Raw genomic sequence first — 19,650 nt, 5'->3', positions numbered from 1 at the left:
AATAGGTTGTCTAACCTGACTTAAGTATAGGTTGATAAACCGGTTTTTCCCAAGCATCGACATGCCAAATGCCCAATGAATCAGCACTTCAATGGACAAATATCGTTTACCCTTGCGCTCGAATTAAGCGGTTGATTTATAGGTTATCTAACCTATAGTTGACGGTAAGGTAACCGACAAGACGTTGCAATGTTCCAGCCACGAATTGGCGGGACACGATGGTGGCGCCGCGGTGAGAGGAGAGCGAGATGGGTTCCGGCAAGATGTGCTTGCGATCGCTGGTCGCAAAGTGGTTTGGGCACTCTGCGGTGGTGACGGTACGCGTGATGGAGTTCAGTCGCACACCATCGGATCGCAGGCGCTACGTGCGCATCGGCGTGATGCGGCCGGACGGAGGTTTGACGATCGTTTTCTTCCGGCACGACGACGGTTCGTGGAACGTGTTCCCGGCAAAGGCGAGCACGCCGGCGATGCGCGCCTACCCGCTTGCGGCATGAGCGATGGGGCGATAGTCGGGCGATCTCAGGAGAACGGAATGAACATCCTGGAATTGGCGACGGATGCTGGAATGCTGGTCGTACTTGACGGCAGGATCGGTCGCACCGAGTACCGAAGCGTCCATGGAACGCTGGATGCGTTTCAGCGTTTTGTTCACGCGTTGGAATCGGCACTGTCGAATAACGAGGAGTCCGATGGGTCCCACTGTCGGGGCGGCCTGTGCGCGGAGTCTTCGTCATCCTGAAGAAATGGTGCCTGAGGGCCACCATGGAGGCCCTTAGGCTGACCTAGGAATGCGCATCTGGCTGCTGGCCATGAAACTGGAGCGGGTGCAGGACACGCTGGTGCCGGATCGAGTTCGCTCACACTGGGGAGCGAGCTCGATTGGATGGAGAGACTGATGAAGATTTCCGCAACCTACGCCTGGGTGACGGCGCTTGCTGCATTCGCCGCGGGGCTCCCTCCGGTCTCGTCCTACGCCTACGCGCTCGATCCGCAACTCGACTGTAGATCGAACGCACACGCGTTCATCGCCCCGCTCCTGAAGGACCAGTACATCGATCCGAAGCCGATGCGCGTCGAAGCGAACTCGGTCAACGCATTTCGACCGGCGCACGGCAGCAACCTGACGGCATTTGGCTTTCGCGTCTACGCCGTCCTCGGGTATGAACACGACGATGCACTGTTCAAACGCGGAAATGGCCAGCCTGTTAGGGACTCGGCCTATGGCGTGGTAGTGATCGGCCCCACCGAGTCAGTAGAAGCGCAGGCGCACCAGGCGGGTAGCGGCGCAGTCATTCATCAAATAGTCCCCCTCTTGCTAACGGCGATTTTCTGCAGCGGACCGTGACGCGCAGCGGCGCGGTCATCGCAAGTCGTACACTGCTATCGGGCCGCTACAGGTATTGATCCACGCTGCTCATCTGTCCTGGACAGACCGACTCATTTCGCTATCGGAACACAGCGGCCGCAAGCATGCAATGAAGGAAACGTGGCAGCGATGCGGAAGTGAAATTGGCAGCAGCAACCAGCGTCGTCACATCCTGGAAAAACCCGCATCCCAATTCGGGCGACTATCCCATTTGACCGTGCTGGAAGGGGTTTGATTTCCTCGGATGGAACATCCGCAAGTACAACGGCAAGCTGTTGATTAAGCCGTCCAAAGCGAACGTCAAAGCCCATCTTGACAAGAACCGTCGCACATTGTCGACGATCCGCACATTGATGTCGAACTTCCGGACCTGGCCCGAACTTAGCCGGAAGCGAAGCTTCTGTGAAAATTTCGAAGAGCCTATCGAAATCCTCCGCGGACGACCCAGCCGATAAATCACCCGTTGGTGGCGCTCATGAAAACAGCGGCAAAGTCTCGACCACTGGCGGCCGACTACAACGGGCAGCCGGAGACCGCCGAGTGAGTGCGGCTGCTTCCTCGTCGCATGAGGCAAGGCGCATCTTGATATCCGACAGTCTCTTCCAGACAGATCCGTGAATAGAACATTCTGCCAACGCCCGCTCGAGATGGTTGAGCAGTTCCGACAAGCTCGCGTCTCCCGCCCCCTGCCCTACGAACTTCCGCTTTCGCATAAGACCGCTCCCTGGTCGGACATCCGCCGCGTATCGGCATCACCACAAATCGTCAAGATCCAGCGACATCTGTTCCTTCGTCCTGGCGTCAGAAGGTGCGTCGGGCGCAAACCCCCTTGACAACGCCATTTTTAGCACATCGAGATGAAAAACCGCGTCCGCGCAGATCTGGATAAAGCCGTCACCCGGCTGCTTCGGGCCGGTGCCGCTTTCCAAACCGGCATGGCTGTCGTGCCCAGCCTGTACCATCCCGCTCACATCACATCCGCCAGCATCGACCGACGACAATCCGGAGCGGTACAGGCACACGCATATTGGGCCCGTGCCTCTTCATCCTCATGGTCGTCGACGGCAAGCAGGTAATCGATGAACAGTTCTTCTCCCGCGTCGATCGGCCGGAGCGTGTGGATGAAAATCCGACCCTCATCCTCGATGGTCTCGCAGTTCGGCGTACATGCATGGTTCAGCCAGCGGGCACTCTTGCCGTCCCGGCTGCCATCAATGACGCGCCCGTCCGACAGGCCGAACAGGAACGTATGTCCAACGACACCCTCACGCCGGTGCCACCGCAACGCGTTTCGCCACGTCGTGATTTCACCCTTGTACGCAAGCACGCGCTCGCCCGCTGCGAGCGGACGCATCGCAAATACACCCTTGCCGTGAACCGGCGATCTCCGGACGATGACGCGTCGCATTGTGTTGCCCTGGCTATGCCCATGCGCGAGTATAGGGCGGCCAATTTCCGCCGCTATGGTGGTGAAATGAAGAGGCCGTTGCTGCGACCTCCAGCCTTAGGCGGCCGCATCCCAGCCTGGGACGTAGGTACGTTTTGATCTGCGACATTCAGGGTTGATCGTCAGATGACCTGCGATGCAGGCCAGATTCAGAAGAGCTGGGCGCCGAATCGCGCAGGCTACCCCACTTCACCCTGCTCACGAAGGTCCTGCCCGTTGTGTCGAGCGATTCGATCATCGCCTGTTGCCCACGCGCTTCCGCGATGACGCGCACGATGCGCGTCCGGTAGCGCAGCAACGCACCGATGGTCGGGCACGAGGTCCGCCGCCGGGTCCGTGATCGTTTCTTTTCCATGCGGGTATCTATATAGACAGGCAGTGAAGCGCAGGGGCCGCGGTACACCGCGGCATCTCGCAACCCACGCTACCAGGCCAGCCGATCCGTGTCCAGGCCTGCTGCCTGTTCACTACATTCCAATGCGACTGCCGCCCCATCAGTCGCGGCGATTCGACGGGGACGCCGATAGCAGCAATCCGGCCGGCGGCTTGCTTCCGGCTTCAGGCGCCGTTCACCGCATCCTTGAACGCCTTGCCCGCCGTGAATTTCACCGTCTTCGCGGCCGGGATCTGGATCTCCGCACCGGCCGCCGGATTGCGTCCGACCCGTGCGGCTCGCGCCCCCGTCGAAAACGAGCCGAATCCGATCAGCTGTACCGTTTTGCCCTTCGTCAGTTCGCCCGTGATGGCCGCGATCACCGCGTCGATCGTCTCGCCCGTGGCGACCTTGCTGTCGTAGGTCTTCGCGGCGACAGCATCCACCAGTTCCTGCTTGTTCATTGTGATCCCTCGTAGTGGTTGATTAATGTCGTCACCCTACCCGATCGGTGCCGCTTTGCGCAATTGGCCCTCCGTCGCACCGGCTCACCCACGCCAGATTGGCCACCCTATGCCCGCCCGTCATCGGTGTCGTGTCCACTGCCCGGCTGTTGATACCGGCTGGGAGACTTTGCACGTGCAAAGACAGAGGTGCTTGTGGAGAGAGGTCAGCGTCCACCGTTCCATGCCGAAGCCTCAGCTCTGTCCTCCACAGTCTCCGACCGGCGCAGGCCATCGACATTCCGACACGCCTTGGTGGGCATTCCGCGTCTTCTGCTGCCCGGCCCCCGCGTGCCGCGTGGCCTCCGGTCACATCACAGCAGTCCGGTCGCGCGCCTTCAAACTCCTCCGCCTACAGCCGGTTCGGCGCGGTGATAACGGGTGTTATCTCCGCTGCGCCTCCCACGCCTCTCCTGCACCGCACCGGCTACGACGGCCGTTGAGGATCTGAACACCGCGATTGGCAGAACCACGGCCAGCCTCCAGGACCCTGTGCTCAAAACCTCGTCAAAGAGATAACAAAGGCACAAACCACGACACTTCTACTTTGCTGCCACTACGACATTTGAGAATGGCCTCGACAACTGGTCGCGCTCAATGCACTGATTGAGGCGGCGCGTGCCGGCGATGCCGGCAAGGGATTCGCCGTCGTAGCGAACCATTTCGTCAATTTTTCCACCAAATTGAGGTGTCGAGCGCTACACTCTATCGTTGGTTTTGTCACGATAAGGCGATCGAGACGAGCAAAAGCGATATTATCAGGATGACTTATGTAACTAACGAGTAGAACTGGCTCGCTGCCGACGGTTTAATTTTGCCTGCGTGTTTCATCTGCCCTTTAGCTATCATGTGCATGGTTTCGATGCCGCCCAGAATGATGCGGGTACGGCGAAAGCTCCCGAATCCGAGCATCGGACGGGTGCGTAGCCTGATCGCTCGATGGTCCTGTTCGACAATATTGTTCAGATACTTGTTCTGGCGAATCTTGATGGGCGTTTCACGCTCGACGTTGATGGCCTCGAGCGCGGCCAGATTGGCTCCGCTTTTATCGATTGTCACTGTCTCCGGAGCATCGTTCTGATCGACTTTTCAAAATAGCGCTGAGCCGCAGCCTTGTTGCGCCTGGCTCGTAGATGAAAGTCGACTGTCTTGCCGTCCTTGTCGACAGCCCGATAAAGATATCTCCATTCGCCCCAGACCTTCACATAGGCCTCATCCATTCGCCAGTTCTTGCCCACTGCTCGCTTGGAGCGGCGCAGTGCTTTTTCAAGCACCAGCAAAAGCTTGACGGCCCAGCGATGCACTGTCGAATGATCGACGGCAATCCCTCGTTCGGCCATCATTTCCTCCAGATTGCGTAAGCTCAGTGGATACGCCACGTACCAACGCACGCGAACCAGGATGACTTCGAACGGATAGTGCAATCGCTTCAACACGTTGGCTGTTGCCGGCTTCGGCACTTTCATCGTCGTTCGACTCATTCTTGTAAGGCCTGCAGCATATCAGCGCCCCTTATTGCGACGGAATCGCTTAAGGCGCTGCCGCTTGCTCAGATTGCGGACGACTGCGAGGCCCTGTTGCCATGGCGATTCGTCGCCTCTGCAGACTAACTCACACCCCTTCGCCACCGCCAAACGCGTCGTCTATTGCGCGCTTACAAACTACCGTGTTACCGTCTACATGGACACAGTCAAGTACATTCACTACGCCAATCTGGTTTTTTTATTCCTTATTCATTGACGCTAGGTTTCTGAATATCGTAACCGGTTACCTCGCTCCTCAGGCTACATTATTCTTTGCCAACCATTCTCGATGACCCGTACTTCCGATCTTGACCTCGAGTTGATCTCAGTCTTCGAGGCGCTGTTAAAATTTCGAAATGTAAGTCGAGCCGCCGGTGAACTGGGCGTATCGCAACCCGCGTTGAGCCAGGCTCTCTCGAAGCTGCGACGTCTTTTCGACGATCAACTCTTTGTTCGGACATCGGAGGGTATGACTCCAACTCCGTCGGCTATCGCGCTCGCAGTTCCGCTGCTTGAGATCGTTAGCATTTATCGTGAAAAAATTCAGCCACGGCGGCCCTTTAACCCCAATGTTAGCGATCGCACCTTTTCGATAGCAGCGTCAGACATCGGTGAACTCATCTTTATTCCGGAGTTGATGAAAACTCTCGTGAGCAGAGCCCCGGGAATTCAACTCCGCACGAATCAACTCGAAGGTGGGTCTCTACTGGATTCCTTACAGAGTGGTGACGTAGACATCGCAATCGGTGGCTTTCCAAGCCTAGAAGCAGGGATCCATGAAAGGAGTATCTATACGGAACACTACGTCTGCGTGGTTAGAGAAAACCATCCCACAATTCAAGAACAGCTTACGAAAGAGGCCTTTCTTTCAGGGACGCATATTCTAGTTGAAGCCCATTCTATTGGCCATATACACCTGCGCGCAGAACGAATACTTCGTAATCAAATATCACCCGATAGGATAAAGGCTATTTCTCAAAGCTTTCTCTTGAGTACGTTAATGCTTCCGTCGACGGATTGCATCCTTACCGTGCCCTCCCAAGTCGCAGCCAAACTGGCTGGTCTGCTACGGCTACAGGTCTTTCCGTCTCCCCTTGACCTTGAGCGTTTCGACGTGAAACTACTTTGGCACGAGCGGTTCCATAACGATCCAGCCCATCAATGGCTACGCGCCCTGATCGCTGGACTATTCGAAGGTTACGAGACCTGAACCATATCCCGATTCGGGTCCCGCTCCTCCTTTTTAAATATCCAAGACAAGCGTATCTGTCTTGCTACCTGAGCAGCAGATTATGATCGACTTGTTAGATGCCTTTTTTTCATCACTCAACACCCAGTCCTGATGATCAGGTATGCCCTCCAGAACCCTGGTCTCACATGTTCCACATATCCCTTGAGTGCATGAGTAGTTCTTCCGGATGCCGTTCTGGAGCAGTGTTTCCAGGATCGTATTGCCCCGCTCCACCTTCAGCCTCTTCCCCGATTGGGCAAGAACAAGTGTATAGCCCCCACTGACAGGAACTGCGCTTGAAACAGCGGCAAAATACTCCTTGCTAACGAGATGTCGTGGAAGAGACTCCGTTGCCTTGTCATAAGCGTCGAGCATACCATTCGGTCCGCAGCAGTAGAAATGACTGCCCTGCGGCGCAGCATCTATGATGCTAGACAAGTCAAGCATCTCTCCACCGGGTTCTTGATCAAACGTCACCGACGCAGTTCCCGAACCACAACCAGCCAGCTCATATATTGGCGCCAGGAACGCAGCACAACTCCGCGTGCGACATGCATAGTGCAAATCCCACGACCGGCCCAAGGCGGCAAGACGCTGAATCATTGACCATATGGGGGTAATGCCGATCCCCCCCGCAATGAGGACGGAATTCACTTCCGTTTCCGCAAGCGGAAAATTATTTAGCGGATGCGATATCAAAACACGCTCCCCCTCCTTCAATTGCTCGTGGATGTATCGTGAGCCCCCGCGACCTGATTTGTCGTTATTTACTGCAATGACATATCGGTGCGTCTCGTCTTGCGAATTCACCAACGAGTAACTGCGTACCATCCCGTTTCCGAGCTCGATGTCAACATGTGCTCCTGCGGTAAATGACGGAAGGAATCCGCCATCTGCGGGGAAAAATTCGAATGATCGTATGCCTTCCGCCTCTTGCTGAATGGACTTGATAACCGCATTTATCGGGTTCGAAAGAATAGCCATGGTTTCCGTACTCCAGTTCTCAAGCACCAACCAGCATTTCGTTCAGAGCCTCGACAATCGTGTCTGGGTTCGAAAGGGAGCTTCGCAAGTGGATGTAGTTATCCGGACGGACCAGACTGACCCATCCGTGATCTGCACCACCCCAGTTCTTTGCGAGTTCACCAGCCGTGTCCACATAGACGTCGTTTTGCACGACTTCGTGACCGGCCGGTAGCACAAGAGCCGTCTTGACCTGTGGCCACCGCCTTGAAACTTCGATGCGAAGAGATTCGGCAAGCTCGATTTCTCCGTCAACCTTCGGCGCGAGAACCAGCGAAAGCGCAGGCCGCCTGGTCACATCGAAAAGGCGCAGGCGGGCATCGAGCTGAGCATCAGGCACCCTATCTCCCGGACCGACACCTGGAAGCGTGGCGTCCCTGTAAGCTGCCAACTGGTCCCGGTAGTTATATGACATTCCAGAAATCAGTTCTGCCGCCGCCTCATTCCATCCGGGCGCCTGCGTTTTGGCGATCCGCTCGTCCAAACCCTGTCCGTGTCCCATGATGATTTCATGCATCGCATGAGTTCCCGCGAGCAATTGCTGCGCAACGGGCTTTCTCTCAGTCTCGTACGTATCCAGCAAAGATGCACGAGCCTCTCCACGTTCAACCATGGCGATCTTCCACGCCAAGTTGAACGCATCCTGCATACATGCATTCATTCCGCTGCCACCCGATGGCGAATGGCAGTGCGCGGCGTCGCCGGCCAGAAAGACTGCCCCCAGGCGATACTTCGCGGTCAGACGCCGCCACACTTTCCATTTGGTCGCCCAGCGTGGCTCGCTAAGCCTCGCGCTATCCCTGAAAGAGTCAACATAGCCCTGGAAAGCCTCTCGCGTTTCCTGAAGGGATGATCTTTCAGCGTTGCCCTGATCGCTGATGAGTACCCGGTAGTTGGAGCCCGGTAGCTTGGTCACAAGAAGGAAGTGCTCCTTCGCCATAAAGTAATGGATCCAGTCGTCACCATCTGTGAAATTGGTGACCCCTACGTCCATCATCTGCAGGATATTTTCCTGATAGTCCTCACCTTCGTAGCTAATGCCCATACTGTCACGAACCCGGCTACGGACGCCGTCTGCACCGATTACCCATCGCGGACGAACCTCTTGAGTTGTCCCGTCCGGAAGCTTCAGGGTTGCACAAATACCTTCCTTTCCCTGGGACAGCGATATAAGCTGGACACCCCACTCCGGCGAGAAGTCGTATGTCGTCTGGAGGTGTTGACGTAGCACGCGCTCCGTTTCATTCTGGTTATAGATCAGGACGAACGGGTAACGTCCAGGGAGCTTCGTGAAGTCCAGTAATGGGTGTTCGTCAGAGCTGACGAAATTAAACTTGAAACCTTTGCACCTGATTCCATCCTCCAGGTACCTGTGCGCAATCCCGATGTGCTCCATCATCTCGAGCGTTCGTGCGTGAAGAGTGAACGACTTTGATGTTGCGTGCGGAACCGGCAGGCGGTCAATCAGTCGAACACTGATGCCTCGACGTAGCAGCTCAATTGCAGAGATAAGACCTGTCGGGCCAGCTCCGACGATCAATACAGGCACTTCTGCCGGGTGCCGCGCTGCAGTCAAATTAGACATGTGAACTCCTCCATTGTATTGTCTTTGGGGTACCTCAACGACGACTACGATGCTGAAGTACGAGTCTATAACGGGGCTATCCTTGCTTTCTACTTCACGCCCGGTTGGACACTATAAGAAAAATGGGACTCTAGGGAATCCGCTACTTCCGCCGCCGCTGCCAAGCGGACAATATATGAAGGATGAGAGACCACACCCCATCGATAAACCAGTTTCGTCTGTTCGATGCGCTTTACCAGCTCCGCAGCCTGAGCAAAGCCGCCCGGAGCCTCGGTATCCCTCAATCAACGCTCAGCCGGTGGTTAGGGGAGTTGCGCCAGCACTTCAATGATCCACTGTTTGTTCGAACAGGATCCGGACTGGAGCCAACTCCAAGGGCCAGCGAGGCGGCGGCCGCCATTTCGGAGATAGCTTCGATTTACCAACAATGTGTAATACGTGCAACAGATTTTGACGCATCAAGGTCACGACGAAATTTTCGAATCGCATCGAGCGATTTCGGCCAGAGCCTCTTTCTTCCACGCATCTATAACGCGGTGGCTAAATGTGCCCCCGGTATCTCCTTAACTGCTGTGCCATTGGGGCGCAAGCAGTTGATCCAGCAGCTGGAATCCGGAGACGTGGATATCGCAATTGGTGAATTTCCAACCCTCCATGCCGGGGTACGCGAGGAAGTTCTCTTCACAACATCCTATGCGTGTGTATTAAGACGCGATCATCCGAGCCTACGTTCATCTTTTGATCTGGACGCATTCAAGGCCTGTACCCACGTGATCGTCGCGGCTCACGAGTTTAGCCACGTGCATGAACGTGTAGAAGCGCAACTCCAGAGAATTTGTCCGGCAGAACGAATCCGCGTCTCGTGTGAAAGCTTCCTCGTTAGCGCGTTGTTAGCTGAAGAGACAGATCTAGTATTAACTGCTCCTGTGCCACTATGTAACTGGATCACTCAACGAGAACGACTTGTGAGCGTTCCGGTGCCGTTCTCCCTTCCAGAGATCGCAGTCAAGCAATACTGGCACTCCAGGTTTGAAGCAGATACGGGAATTATCTGGCTCCGCCATCAGATCACCGCTGTAGCGCACTAAACGTGGTGCGGCAAACAGCGATCAATATCTGATGCCAGCCTCACCCAAAGCGACCATGACGTCATCAAGGTAGCGCAGGCTATCCTCAAGATGTGGCGCGTTTCCATCTAGAGGGGCAAGAAAGCTCTGTGGATACCAGCGCCTGCTTGGGGCTCCAGGCAGGAGCTGGTATCGCATCGTTAGGCGCGATCCGTTGCGCGATCGAACGGGCGGACATTTCATGCTGTCCGCGACCATGCAAGAAAATCACTGCGCAGCGCGGGCGTGGTCGCGAATGAACCCAGCTTGTCCTGTACATGTCATTACGTCTCCGGCTGCATACTGTTGCGTCGGGCTTGCGCTCCGGTGCCAAGCGCGTCAGGACGCTGCCCAAGGTAGGCCTGCTCCAGCAGGTGCCGAATACCCTCGTATGTCAGTTCACGCGGATTCGGATATGGCGATCGGAACGCCACGGCACAAATCCGGTCGAGATCATCCTCGACAATGCCAAGCGCCTGGAGAGACGTCGGCACGCGTAGACGTAAGGCCAGATCGAAAAGGCCATGAGCCGCATCCGTAACACCCAACGCCAAAGCGAGGCGCACCATTATCTGATGCACAGCGTGTCGGTTATAGGCAACTGCATGCGACAACACCATCGCGTGCGTCTGTGCGTGAAGCAGATCCAGCATTCCACCCATCGTGTGGCAAAGCTTATGATGCAAAGCTACAGAAATCGCACCAAGTACCGTCCCTGCAAGCCAGGCCCCATGGCCCCCAGAATGGCGCGCTCTCCGTGTAGCAGCGTCAGTATGCCAACCACGACGAAGCAAGGCGCGACATCAACCGGTACATCATCGGTTTCTACAATGCCGTGCGCTTGCACTCAGCTTTGGGCTATCTGTCACCCGCTGCCTACGAGACGAAACCGACAGTGAAAGAACCTATCTGCCTGTCCGAAATAACTTGACCACTACACATTGACAATAATGCGTCTAAGCATTCCTTTGAAGAGGCCGATCTCTTCTTGCGTAAGTCCGGCCAACAATCGCTCCAGTGCTGCATCCACAACGACCTGGAAGCAATCAGCGATGAAGCGGCCTTGTGGCGACAATGCGAGCTTGTTGACACGTCGGTCCTGCGAACTACGAACCCCTACTAATAAGCCTCGATCTTGCAGTCGGCGTATAAGTCGTGTGACCGCGCTCGCGTGAACTCCAGATTCGCGCGCCACCTCGGAGGCCGTCAAGCATTTTCCGGTCGCCACCAGGAGCAGGATCCGTCCTTGTTGATCCGTCACATCTAGTTCGGACATCGTGCGTCGCGTCACCGTATTCGAAATCAGTGATTCAGCCCGTGAGACTAAGTCGCCTGGGCTACCAAAAATTACGGACTCGCTAATTCCTGGGCGCGGCGCCGTAGGAGAATAGGTCATTTTTCTAAGAAGCGCTCACAATGATGGTTGACTTTTCCGCCAGCAGATGATGCAGCAGGCGATCTTCACGAACGCTTCGTGGATGGAGGCGAGGCGTTCGAATCGAACGCGCAGTCGCCTGAAGTTATGCAGCCTGGCAATTTGCCCTCGACCACCCACCGCGTTTCGCCAAGGCCACTGCCGTGCGGCTCGCTCCAACGGGCGATCTGGGGCGGAATGCCAACAGCCTGCTAGACACGGCATTTCCTCCCTGAGCGCGATCGACACGACCAGCGTTCAGCGCGTGATTCGGTTGGCGAGCCGGCGGATGAGGGGCGCTGCGACGATGACGACAGGCAACATCGCAACCCACGAAAAAAGAGACGAGCGCACCCAGTGTGATACAAACGTCCCCTCCGCAACGAACTGCATGCTTGCGATCGCTGATGCCACCGCAGACGTTACGCCGGCCTGAATCATGCCGAACGCAAAATGGCTGTATTTTTTGGGGATCTTCCACATCACTTATACCTTCCACTTTGCAAGATGTATGCGTCCTTAACCGGGCGCTTGCCAATCTTGTGAAAGAAAACGGGTGTCATCGACTGGGCACTGTCGGTTACCGGGTCAGCATCCTGGCCCACGACGCACTCGACCAACAAGGGAGCAAGTTTGGCTTTCTGTTCCTTCGGGCGTCGTCGCTCAACGAACCCATCGGGGGGCCATCGAGACCGAAAGACAACAGCGCCCCGTGGCCGTCGCCGTTAGCGCCCAGAGGCACTGTTAACCAGAATGCGCATTTCGACTGCCTTCGAGAGATCGAACGTACTTCAATGAAGTCTTAGAGCAAGTAGGCCCATGCCGGAAATGAAATTTCGAAGCCGTGCGCCGGTGTCGACTGGGCACTCTTGACCTTCACGATGGTTTACATCTCCGTATGCGACAAGCGAAACGTTGCCATTGCAATTTCGAGCTCCAGGTCTCGACCAGCTTGTCGGTCAGCTCCTTCAACGCATGCTGCGCACGTGCCACGGCGAGACCATAACCGGGCACGATCACCACCGTTTCAGCGGTGCTTGGAACCGGGTCGCGAGCGATCCGTGGGGTTCGGGCGGCCAATAGGTGCACGAGACGCGGCGCAACGTTCCAAACGCCACACGCGTATCGACGCTCTTTCGGAGCCCATCGCCCCACAAATAAAAATCCGGCGATACCGTTATGCGGCCGCTTTCGATCGCCCGTTTGGCACGACCGCCCGTCAGGGCGTGCGGGCTCGTCAGCCTGTGTCCGGCAGCAGACAACAATTTAGCTTCTTCCGATTTCCGCGACCGATCGTACGTCCGCGTCCCTGCGCGCAATCCAGCTCAGGTCGCTCGGAAGCGAAAGACCGATGAGAAGCGCCTGCTTAAAACCTTTTCTAAGAGAACGAGTCCAGCCAACGTCGGCCACTGTACGGACAGACGACGGTGAAAGCAATATTCCGAGCAGGCCGAAACGGCATAATCAAAATGACTCGGCGGCCCTGTACCGAGACCGCACCCTGCGGTAACGTCAGGTTAAACAAGGCGTTCTCTTTGCTGGCCGCTTGGCACGTCGCAGCGACGAACTGGCACTCAGCTACCAAATAAACTGGAGGCAGAATCGTTATGTTGCATGGTTCCTTCGTGTATGCGCCCCTGCCGGCGCGTGTCGTTTTCGGCACCGGCAGTCTTGCCCAGCTTCGTCAGGAGCTTTCGGAGCTGGCTGTGAAGCGCGCGCTAGTCGTCTGTACCCCGGAGCAAACCGCACTTGCCGACGAGGTCGCTGGGCGCCTTGGGAACCAGTTCGCCGGAATCTTCCCGAAAGCGGTAATGCACGTTCCAATCGAAGTCGCCAGGCAAGCGAGCGATTACGCTCGTTCCATTGGGGCGGACTGCATTGTCGCTGCGGGCGGAGGTTCGACGATCGGCTTGGGCAAAGCGATCGCACTTGAATCTAACATCCCCATACTCGCCATACCGACGACCTACGCTGGTTCCGAAATGACTCCCATCTACGGAATCACAGACAGCGGCGAGAAAAAGACCGGTCGGGACTGGAAGGTTCTACCTCGGACAGTTATCTACGACCCCACCCTTACGCTGTCGCTACCGCCACTGATGAGTGCAACCAGCGGAATTAACGCAATCGCGCATTGCGTTGAAGCGCTCTATGCTGAAAACGGCAACCCGATCATTTCCTTGATGGCCGAGGACGGCATTCGAAGCCTGGCGCACGGACTGCCAACCATCAGACAGCAACCGTCCGACCTGCACGCCAGAACTGAGTGCCTGTACGGTGCGTGGCTCGCTGGGATGGCGTTAGGTGCAACCTCCGTGGCTCTGCATCACAAGCTGTGTCATACCCTCGGAGGGATGCTCAATCTTCCGCACGCGGAGACACACGCTGTCGTATTGCCGCATGCGGTCGCTTACAACGCCCCCGCAGTGCCCGAGGTAATGGATCATCTGGCGCGCGCCCTAAATGCAAACCATGCAGCACAAGGTATCTTTGATCTGGTCACGAAACTCGGCGCCCCCACATCGCTGGAAAGCCTTGGTGTTGCGCGTCATGATCTAGATCGTGTCGCGGACGAGGCCATGAGATCACCTTATCCAAACCCGCGCAAGCTTGACCGTGACGCGATTCGCGCGCTGCTGGAAGACGCTTTTTTCGGCCGGAGTCCGTCGACTGGGTCGTTCGCGGAATAGACACGTTCGCACCGAATTAATTGCACATGAAAGTTTACAAAAACCATGTATGAAACGACGTGGCATCCGCCAAAAAGCTCCATCACCCAAGCCTTGATATTTTTGCATGGTCGAAATCAATCGCAAGCGGCCACGTTTGCGATTGCGCAGCCGTTACCGAATACGAACACATTGCTGGCCTTACCCTCAGCTCCCAAGCGCTGTTGGTATCCTGACAGCTTCCTCGCCAATATTCAGCATAACGAACCCTGGCTCTCCTCTAGTATCTCCCACATTGACGCAGTGATCGAAAAAATCATCGAAACCGGCCTCTCGACGGATCAGATCATTTTAGCTGGCTTCTCCCAAGGAGCTGCTCTCGCTGCGGAATACGTGGGTAGAATGCGCAAAGTCAAGGGGCTCATTGCGTTTTCGGGCGGACGGATCGGTCCATGGGGTTGCAATTGGGAGGAAGATACTTCCCTCTCCGAGATGCCAATGTTGTTCTCAGTTGCGACGCGAGATCCATTTGTACCGCTAAAGCGTGTCAGGGAAACAGTCGCCCATTTCGCGCAGCGCGGCGCCAATACAATACTGGAAACTTTCGAGGAGGACGAGCACTACGTTCGGAAGTCCGAATACACAGCAGCGCGAGCTCTGTTCATGTAACTACGCCCAGTGCTCACGGTCATAAAACGCATGCCGATGGCGCATCCGGCCACAAAATATCAGCTTCCTCAGCCACCGGATACGGACCTCGTGCATGCAATCGGTATTGTTCAATTCCACGAGAAGTAAAGTCCATGCAACTGCTACATGTAAGAGTGACAAATAAGACAATTGAGGCTGAAGGCATTGTCAGCTTTGAGCTGTCTTCCGAGGATGGCAGTTTGCTGCCTTCGTTTTCTGCGGGGTCGCACATCGATGTTTATGTGAAACCGGGCGTAATCCGGCAGTATTCGCTGTGCAATCATCCTGACGAAACGACGCGCTATCTGATTAGCGTCTTGCGCGACGCCAAGTCGCGTGGTGGCTCTGTCGCCATGCACGATGAGGTCAACAGGGGCGATGTCATTCAAATCAGCGAGCCGCGAAACCATTTTCAACTGGTACGCGCCAAACGGACTCTCCTTTTTGCCGGTGGAATCGGCGTTACACCGTTATTGTGCATGGCCGAGCGCCTGGCGAATACCGGCGCGGACTTCGAGATGCACTACTGCACGCGCTCGCCCGCGCATACGGCTTTTCAGCGCCGCATCATGGCCGCGGCGTTCTCCGAAAGAGTACGTTTCCACTTCGACGATGGTCACCCTTCACAGAGGCTAGCCTTGGCACCGCTGCTCGCGGAAGCATCCGACAATGCCCATATCTACGTTTGTGGTCCAGCGGGCTTTATCAGTTGGGTCACCGGAACCGCGAAGGCTAGCGGCTGGCTCGACGACAGAATCCATACCGAATATTTCACCGCTGGTGCAGCCGACAAGTCTGCTGATCTAAGTTTTTCTGTAAAGATTGCAAGCACGGGTTTGGTCGTTTCGATCCCGGCGGACGAACCGGTCACCGCCGTGCTTGCCCGGCACGGTATAGAAATTCCAATATCATGTGAACAAGGCGTATGTGGCACGTGTTTGACGCGGGTACTTGAAGGTGAACCGGAACACCGTGATCTCTACATGACAGAAGAAGAAAGAGCGAAGAATAATCAATTTACGCCATGCTGCTCGCGTGCCCGAAGTCCCTTGCTCGTCCTCGATCTGTAGGTGGTTGTTGAAACGCTGTCTACATGGTCAGCAAGGCTCGCATGAAAACCGTCGAACTGAACGTTGCCAGCGGGGCAGCACCTCGAGTGATTAACGGCGCCGCAGAAACCAACAGAAGCAATCTGTCTCAACGCTGCATTGCACTGATGCCAGCGGAGACGCGACAATCTGGATTCGATCTTTACCTCACCAAACCTCGACCGCCGCCCGTATCGCAAAGAAGAGGCTCTGGCCGGAGCTGACCACGTTATTGACAATGTCCACAACCTCGCGGACATTGTTGCTATGAAAATGCGTGAAGAGTGGATCGGAAGGCCTAGGAGACACAAGCCTCGACGCCCTTTGCCTAGCATAGGGTTACGCTGCCAGGCCGGCAGTATCGGAAACGTTATCTTGGTGCCGGCGCCGAAGCACGCAGGATCGGTTTCGGCAACCGACAGACCGCCTTCGAGGTAGCTCTACAGACGGTCTACGGTAGCCGCTTTTTTTAGATGACAGGAAACGCTACTCAACCCCGCTTCGATTATTTCGACGCGCAGGCCCATGTTTCCAGTTCCCTCGACTCTTTCACCGTCACTATTCTGACTGGTCCATCGAAGTGATCTTCTGTAGTTTCTAGGACCCGTTCGCCGGGATTCGCCTCATCCGGATATACCAATCAACCGATATGTGGGTAAGCGCTTATTGTCAAACGGCCCGTCTCGGGCGGGAACACGTACCACCAGCCGTCATCGTGCCGGAAGAAAAAGAGAGCAACCGCGCCTTCCGGCCGCTGCGCCTCAACGCATACATAGCGCCTCAGGTTAGGGCGTGCGTGACTGAATCGCATTACGCGAATCGGCGTCGCCAAAGTTGGACTCAGCCATTTTTCAATCAGCAAACGCAAGGATTTTTCCGCTCTCATCCACTTCTCCTTCAACCCCGTTCCGATTGGTTCGGCCGCGCCCTTACGCACTCGCGAAGACAAAGAGCCAACCACAAGGAACTTTATAATTCGCGTAATGGATACCGCGGCAATCCAACGAGTTAACGGCAACGATCTTCGCAGTTCTACGAATTCCTAATTCAGTACCCAGGAAGATCTATTTTCATGCAGGACCAAATGGCATTTCATCGACAATGCTTTCGTCGCAAGAATCGTCGCAAACCATTTCGAAACATAAACCGGTAACCCGACCTGCACCGTCCCGAGCTATTAAGTACCCGTACTGCGCGAAGCGTTATTGCGCTACCACACAGCTGACGACCAGGATGCTTCGCTGCTGCGATGATAAACATCGCGCCACGAAACGCCTGTTTCATTGCTCGCTTACACAGAAGAAGCTCTATTGCAAGTAACACACACAGCGCAGTTCTTTGACCGATCAAGGCTACTTCGTACTATACAAGCACGCGCCCGAATGCAATACATCCGGCTCGCATAACGCATATAACGGGACCGGCTACTCTCGGTGCCGAAGCATAGAAAGATGCAGCTCTGCTTCGCGCCAAACTCAACTAATCGACGGCTCCGGATGAACAAACGCGCCAAACGCGAAAGCGCAGTAACCTCACAATGACATCGGACTGCTGAAGCTGCAAATCCGAAGCAGTGTCGATCGGATAGCGTTACGACCTCTCATCCTGAGACACGCATGGTGACAAATTCTTCAGCAGCGGTAGGATGAACACCAAGCGTGGAGTCAAATTGGGCCTTCGTAGCGCCCATTCCAACGGCGATAGCTACGCCTTGAATGATCTCAGCCGCGTCGCGTCCTACCATGTGCGCGCCGAGGATCCGCTGCGTGGCCCTGTCGACCACCAGTTTCATGAAAGTCTTTTCGTCACGCTCCGACAACGTATGACGCAACGGTCTGAAAGAGGAACGGTAAATATCCACCTCAGCATATTTCTTTCGGGCGTCTGCTTCTGCCAATCCAACCGTCGCCACCTCGGGCTGACTGAATACTGCCGACGGCACCGTATCGTATTCGGTAGGCGACGTTGGTGAATCGCTGAACAGCGTCGTCGCCAGCGTCGCGCCCTCACGGATAGCAACCGGTGTCAACTGAATCCGGTCGGTCACGTCCCCGATTGCATAAATCGAGTCGATGCTTGTCCTTGACCATTCATCAACCATGACTGCCCCATTTCCTTTCAAGGCTACGCCAACGTCTTCAAGGCCCAGCCCTTGCGTATTCGGAGCGCGTCCGGTCGCATACAAAACAGCATTGTAGTCACTGTAGGTGCCATTCGCGAGGATGATCCTCACTGCATCCTCCGAGATTTTCTCCAGCGCAGAAACTTCAGTGCGGGTACGAATCACGACGCCTTTCTTTTTCATTTCTAAGGCCAGTGTGTCGCGGACGTCGTCATCGAAACCGCGCAAGATTTGAGCACCGCGGTAAAGCACATCGACGTGCGCGCCCAAGCCATTGAATATGCCAGCGAGCTCAAGGCCAATGTACCCGCCTCCCACTATCGCAATCCGTTCCGGAAACTTTGGAAGATCCAACGCTTCGTTCGAACTGATTGCATACTCGATTCCCGGGATGTCGGGCATAACTGGTCGTGATCCTGTCGCAACAACAATATGTCGCGCGCTAATCCGCCCGCCACCGATTTCCACGTGATTGCTGCCACTGACAGTGGCGCGCCCATCAAAGAGCGAAACGCCCGAGTTCGCAAGGAGATTCAGATAGACGCTATTGAGGCGGTCAATTTCGAGACCCTTTCTCTCGATCAGCTTACCCCACGAGAAAGTGCCGGGTTCAAAGTGCCAACCGTAGCCCGCCGCATCTTCCAATTCTTCCTTGTAATGCGACGCATAAACCAACAGCTTCTTCGGCACGCATCCCCGTATAACACACGTACCGCCTACCCGACTCTCTTCGGCGATCGCTACACGCGCTCCGTAGGCGGCAGCCATGCGGCTTAAGCGCACGCCACCAGATCCGGCGCCGATAACGAACAAGTCATAGTCGAAATTCATCTCTTTGGTTCTCGCGTTTCCAAGACTTGATTGATGCCTTAGGTCAGTTCGATCTCAAACCCACGCTGGACACGTGGCCGGGCCATAAGACTGCTGTACCAGCGGTCCACTTGAGGGAAGTCCAGAAGGTTGACTTGATGCCGCTCGTGGCGCCACGCCCAGCCCAGCACGGCGAAGTCCGCAATCGACAGATCTCCTGCAATAAACTCTGATCGGCCTAATTGCAGATCGAGCACCCCGTAAAGTCGACGGGTTTCGTCACTGAAGCGCTTCAAACCGTATCGGCGATTAACTTCGTCCGTAAGACCGAGAAAGTGGTGCACCTGCCCCGGCATAGGGCCAAAACCGCCCACCTGCCACATCAACCATTCCAGAACCGAAATACGCTTACGCACATCAGAAGGCAAGAATTGCCCGGATTTTTCAGCCAGATAAAGGAGGATCGCACCGGATTCGAATACGCTAATAGGTTTTCCATCCGCGCTGTGTGGATCTACAATGGCGGGAATCTTGTTGTTCGGGCTGATCTTCAAAAACTCAGGCGAGTGTTGCCGTCCCTTTGTAATATCGACGGGCTCTACGACGTAGGGCACTGCCATCTCTTCCAGGGCGACGCTGATCTTACGGGCATTGGGTGTATTCCAGGCATAAAGCGTAATTGTCATGTTGCTTGCAC

At 55.7% G+C, this 19,650-nt stretch carries 21 protein-coding genes and 3 pseudogenes; 9 read left to right on the top strand and 15 right to left on the bottom strand.

Features of this window, described 5'->3' with window-relative positions; genetic code table 11:
- Positions 1-248: 248 nt before the first annotated feature.
- The 3 genes from AC07WT_RS26695 to AC07WT_RS26685 all read left to right on the top strand — a co-directional run bounded on the left by AC07WT_RS26695 (position 249) and on the right by AC07WT_RS26685 (position 1,348).
- Complete coding sequence (locus AC07WT_RS26695; protein ID WP_172168025.1) at positions 249-497, top strand: hypothetical protein; 249 nt, start codon at positions 249-251, stop codon at positions 495-497.
- Positions 498-535: 38 nt separating this feature from the next.
- Complete coding sequence (locus tag AC07WT_RS26690; protein ID WP_494949242.1) at positions 536-742, top strand: hypothetical protein; 207 nt, start codon at positions 536-538, stop codon at positions 740-742.
- A gap of 156 nt (positions 743-898) precedes the next feature.
- Positions 899-1,348, top strand: a complete 450-nt coding sequence (locus AC07WT_RS26685; RefSeq protein ID WP_172168029.1) for a hypothetical protein — start codon at positions 899-901, stop codon at positions 1,346-1,348.
- A gap of 773 nt (positions 1,349-2,121) precedes the next feature.
- Here AC07WT_RS26685 and AC07WT_RS26680 read toward each other — a convergent pair.
- From AC07WT_RS26680 to AC07WT_RS26665, 4 genes are all read right to left on the bottom strand, one after another.
- On the bottom strand, positions 2,122-2,340 hold the full coding sequence (locus AC07WT_RS26680) for a hypothetical protein (RefSeq protein WP_494949241.1): 219 nt from the start codon (positions 2,338-2,340) through the stop codon (positions 2,122-2,124).
- Positions 2,337-2,777 carry an SET domain-containing protein gene (locus AC07WT_RS26675; RefSeq protein ID WP_494949240.1) on the bottom strand — a complete coding sequence of 147 codons (441 nt, stop codon included), beginning with the start codon at positions 2,775-2,777 and terminating at the stop codon, positions 2,337-2,339. The genes AC07WT_RS26680 and AC07WT_RS26675 overlap by 4 nt, the downstream gene beginning before the upstream one ends.
- 148 nt (positions 2,778-2,925) lie before the next feature.
- Positions 2,926-3,171 (bottom strand): hypothetical protein, encoded by a 246-nt coding sequence (locus AC07WT_RS26670; protein WP_494949239.1) that lies wholly within the window; start codon positions 3,169-3,171, stop codon positions 2,926-2,928.
- Positions 3,172-3,374: 203 nt separating this feature from the next.
- On the bottom strand, positions 3,375-3,653 hold the full coding sequence (locus AC07WT_RS26665) for an HU family DNA-binding protein (RefSeq protein ID WP_494949238.1): 279 nt from the start codon (positions 3,651-3,653) through the stop codon (positions 3,375-3,377).
- 623 nt (positions 3,654-4,276) lie between these two features.
- Between AC07WT_RS26665 and AC07WT_RS26660 the strand changes: the two genes are divergently transcribed.
- Positions 4,277-4,459: a methyl-accepting chemotaxis protein gene (locus tag AC07WT_RS26660; RefSeq protein ID WP_494951050.1), complete on the top strand. Its 183-nt coding sequence runs from the start codon at positions 4,277-4,279 to the stop codon at positions 4,457-4,459.
- A gap of 1 nt (position 4,460) precedes the next feature.
- On the opposite strand, the pseudogene AC07WT_RS26655 reads toward AC07WT_RS26660, so the two are convergent.
- Positions 4,461-5,158, bottom strand: a pseudogene (locus AC07WT_RS26655) (IS6 family transposase).
- A gap of 346 nt (positions 5,159-5,504) precedes the next feature.
- Here AC07WT_RS26655 and AC07WT_RS26650 point away from each other — a divergent pair.
- The gene (locus AC07WT_RS26650; RefSeq protein ID WP_494949237.1) at positions 5,505-6,425 is read left to right on the top strand and encodes a LysR family transcriptional regulator; all 921 of its coding nucleotides are present in this window, start codon (positions 5,505-5,507) and stop codon (positions 6,423-6,425) included.
- A 33-nt stretch (positions 6,426-6,458) separates the two neighbouring features.
- Here AC07WT_RS26650 and AC07WT_RS26645 read toward each other — a convergent pair whose 3' ends face one another.
- Together AC07WT_RS26645 and AC07WT_RS26640 are read right to left on the bottom strand one after the other, a co-directional pair.
- A complete protein-coding gene (locus AC07WT_RS26645) occupies positions 6,459-7,430 on the bottom strand; it encodes a PDR/VanB family oxidoreductase (RefSeq protein WP_494949236.1) in 972 nt (323 codons plus the stop codon).
- A 19-nt stretch (positions 7,431-7,449) separates the two neighbouring features.
- Entirely contained in the window at positions 7,450-9,054 is a 1,605-nt protein-coding gene (locus AC07WT_RS26640; RefSeq protein ID WP_494949235.1) for an FAD-dependent monooxygenase, read from the bottom strand.
- A gap of 182 nt (positions 9,055-9,236) precedes the next feature.
- On the opposite strand from AC07WT_RS26640, the gene AC07WT_RS26635 reads away from it, so the two are divergent.
- Positions 9,237-10,142: a LysR family transcriptional regulator gene (locus AC07WT_RS26635; protein ID WP_494949234.1), complete on the top strand. Its 906-nt coding sequence runs from the start codon at positions 9,237-9,239 to the stop codon at positions 10,140-10,142.
- Between the two features lie 302 nt (positions 10,143-10,444).
- Here AC07WT_RS26635 and AC07WT_RS26630 read toward each other — a convergent pair whose 3' ends face one another.
- The 5 genes and pseudogenes from AC07WT_RS26630 to AC07WT_RS26610 all read right to left on the bottom strand — a co-directional run.
- Positions 10,445-10,954: a dehydroquinate synthase/iron-containing alcohol dehydrogenase family protein gene (locus tag AC07WT_RS26630; RefSeq protein WP_494949233.1), complete on the bottom strand. Its 510-nt coding sequence runs from the start codon at positions 10,952-10,954 to the stop codon at positions 10,445-10,447.
- Positions 10,955-11,094: 140 nt separating this feature from the next.
- Positions 11,095-11,436, bottom strand: coding sequence for a MarR family winged helix-turn-helix transcriptional regulator (locus AC07WT_RS26625; RefSeq protein WP_494949232.1), 342 nt, complete (start codon positions 11,434-11,436; stop codon positions 11,095-11,097).
- Positions 11,437-11,571: 135 nt separating this feature from the next.
- Positions 11,572-11,777, bottom strand: a pseudogene (locus AC07WT_RS26620) (IS5/IS1182 family transposase); the annotation flags it as partial.
- 55 nt (positions 11,778-11,832) lie between these two features.
- Entirely contained in the window at positions 11,833-12,057 is a 225-nt protein-coding gene (locus AC07WT_RS26615; protein WP_494949231.1) for a DUF2798 domain-containing protein, read from the bottom strand.
- Between the two features lie 459 nt (positions 12,058-12,516).
- A pseudogene (locus AC07WT_RS26610) lies at positions 12,517-12,606 on the bottom strand (NAD(P)(+) transhydrogenase (Re/Si-specific) subunit beta); the annotation flags it as partial.
- A 575-nt stretch (positions 12,607-13,181) separates the two neighbouring features.
- On the opposite strand from AC07WT_RS26610, the gene AC07WT_RS26605 reads away from it, so the two are divergent.
- The 3 genes from AC07WT_RS26605 to AC07WT_RS26595 all read left to right on the top strand — a co-directional run bounded on the left by AC07WT_RS26605 (position 13,182) and on the right by AC07WT_RS26595 (position 16,003).
- Positions 13,182-14,264 carry a maleylacetate reductase gene (locus AC07WT_RS26605; RefSeq protein ID WP_494949230.1) on the top strand — a complete coding sequence of 361 codons (1,083 nt, stop codon included), beginning with the start codon at positions 13,182-13,184 and terminating at the stop codon, positions 14,262-14,264.
- 45 nt (positions 14,265-14,309) lie between these two features.
- Positions 14,310-14,912, top strand: coding sequence for an alpha/beta hydrolase (locus AC07WT_RS26600; RefSeq protein ID WP_494949229.1), 603 nt, complete (start codon positions 14,310-14,312; stop codon positions 14,910-14,912).
- A 134-nt stretch (positions 14,913-15,046) separates the two neighbouring features.
- Complete coding sequence (locus AC07WT_RS26595; RefSeq protein ID WP_494949228.1) at positions 15,047-16,003, top strand: PDR/VanB family oxidoreductase; 957 nt, start codon at positions 15,047-15,049, stop codon at positions 16,001-16,003.
- Positions 16,004-16,661: 658 nt separating this feature from the next.
- Here AC07WT_RS26595 and AC07WT_RS26590 read toward each other — a convergent pair.
- The 3 genes from AC07WT_RS26590 to AC07WT_RS26580 form a co-directional block, all read right to left on the bottom strand.
- Positions 16,662-16,907 carry a hypothetical protein gene (locus AC07WT_RS26590; protein ID WP_494949227.1) on the bottom strand — a complete coding sequence of 82 codons (246 nt, stop codon included), beginning with the start codon at positions 16,905-16,907 and terminating at the stop codon, positions 16,662-16,664.
- A gap of 714 nt (positions 16,908-17,621) precedes the next feature.
- Positions 17,622-18,974, bottom strand: a complete 1,353-nt coding sequence (gene gor, locus AC07WT_RS26585; protein WP_494949226.1) for a glutathione-disulfide reductase — start codon at positions 18,972-18,974, stop codon at positions 17,622-17,624.
- A 38-nt stretch (positions 18,975-19,012) separates the two neighbouring features.
- Complete coding sequence (locus AC07WT_RS26580) at positions 19,013-19,639, bottom strand: glutathione S-transferase family protein (RefSeq protein ID WP_494949225.1); 627 nt, start codon at positions 19,637-19,639, stop codon at positions 19,013-19,015.
- Positions 19,640-19,650: the final 11 nt, after the last annotated feature.

The organism is Paraburkholderia sp. GW821-FHT02A12, from assembly GCF_059422005.1.
The sequence above is the reverse complement of the archived record's forward strand: the minus strand, read 5'-3'. Positions and strand labels throughout refer to the sequence as shown.

Excerpts from the sequence above, each read along its gene's own strand:
- AC07WT_RS26695 (WP_172168025.1), top strand. The coding sequence starts at position 249 with ATGGGTTCCGGCAAGATGTGCTTGCGATCGCTGGTCGCAAAGTGGTTT.
- AC07WT_RS26690 (WP_494949242.1), top strand. The coding sequence starts at position 536 with ATGAACATCCTGGAATTGGCGACGGATGCTGGAATGCTGGTCGTACTT.
- AC07WT_RS26685 (WP_172168029.1), top strand. The coding sequence starts at position 899 with ATGAAGATTTCCGCAACCTACGCCTGGGTGACGGCGCTTGCTGCATTC.
- AC07WT_RS26675 (WP_494949240.1), bottom strand. The coding sequence starts at position 2,777 with ATGCGACGCGTCATCGTCCGGAGATCGCCGGTTCACGGCAAGGGTGTA.
- AC07WT_RS26670 (WP_494949239.1), bottom strand. The coding sequence starts at position 3,171 with ATGGAAAAGAAACGATCACGGACCCGGCGGCGGACCTCGTGCCCGACC.
- AC07WT_RS26665 (WP_494949238.1), bottom strand. The coding sequence starts at position 3,653 with ATGAACAAGCAGGAACTGGTGGATGCTGTCGCCGCGAAGACCTACGAC.
- AC07WT_RS26650 (WP_494949237.1), top strand. The coding sequence starts at position 5,505 with ATGACCCGTACTTCCGATCTTGACCTCGAGTTGATCTCAGTCTTCGAG.
- AC07WT_RS26645 (WP_494949236.1), bottom strand. The coding sequence starts at position 7,430 with ATGGCTATTCTTTCGAACCCGATAAATGCGGTTATCAAGTCCATTCAG.
- AC07WT_RS26640 (WP_494949235.1), bottom strand. The coding sequence starts at position 9,054 with ATGTCTAATTTGACTGCAGCGCGGCACCCGGCAGAAGTGCCTGTATTG.
- AC07WT_RS26635 (WP_494949234.1), top strand. The coding sequence starts at position 9,237 with ATGAGAGACCACACCCCATCGATAAACCAGTTTCGTCTGTTCGATGCG.
- AC07WT_RS26625 (WP_494949232.1), bottom strand. The coding sequence starts at position 11,436 with ATGTCCGAACTAGATGTGACGGATCAACAAGGACGGATCCTGCTCCTG.
- AC07WT_RS26615 (WP_494949231.1), bottom strand. The coding sequence starts at position 12,057 with ATGTGGAAGATCCCCAAAAAATACAGCCATTTTGCGTTCGGCATGATT.
- AC07WT_RS26605 (WP_494949230.1), top strand. The coding sequence starts at position 13,182 with ATGTTGCATGGTTCCTTCGTGTATGCGCCCCTGCCGGCGCGTGTCGTT.
- AC07WT_RS26600 (WP_494949229.1), top strand. The coding sequence starts at position 14,310 with ATGTATGAAACGACGTGGCATCCGCCAAAAAGCTCCATCACCCAAGCC.
- AC07WT_RS26595 (WP_494949228.1), top strand. The coding sequence starts at position 15,047 with ATGCAACTGCTACATGTAAGAGTGACAAATAAGACAATTGAGGCTGAA.
- AC07WT_RS26590 (WP_494949227.1), bottom strand. The coding sequence starts at position 16,907 with ATGAGAGCGGAAAAATCCTTGCGTTTGCTGATTGAAAAATGGCTGAGT.
- gor (WP_494949226.1), bottom strand. The coding sequence starts at position 18,974 with ATGAATTTCGACTATGACTTGTTCGTTATCGGCGCCGGATCTGGTGGC.
- AC07WT_RS26580 (WP_494949225.1), bottom strand. The coding sequence starts at position 19,639 with ATGACAATTACGCTTTATGCCTGGAATACACCCAATGCCCGTAAGATC.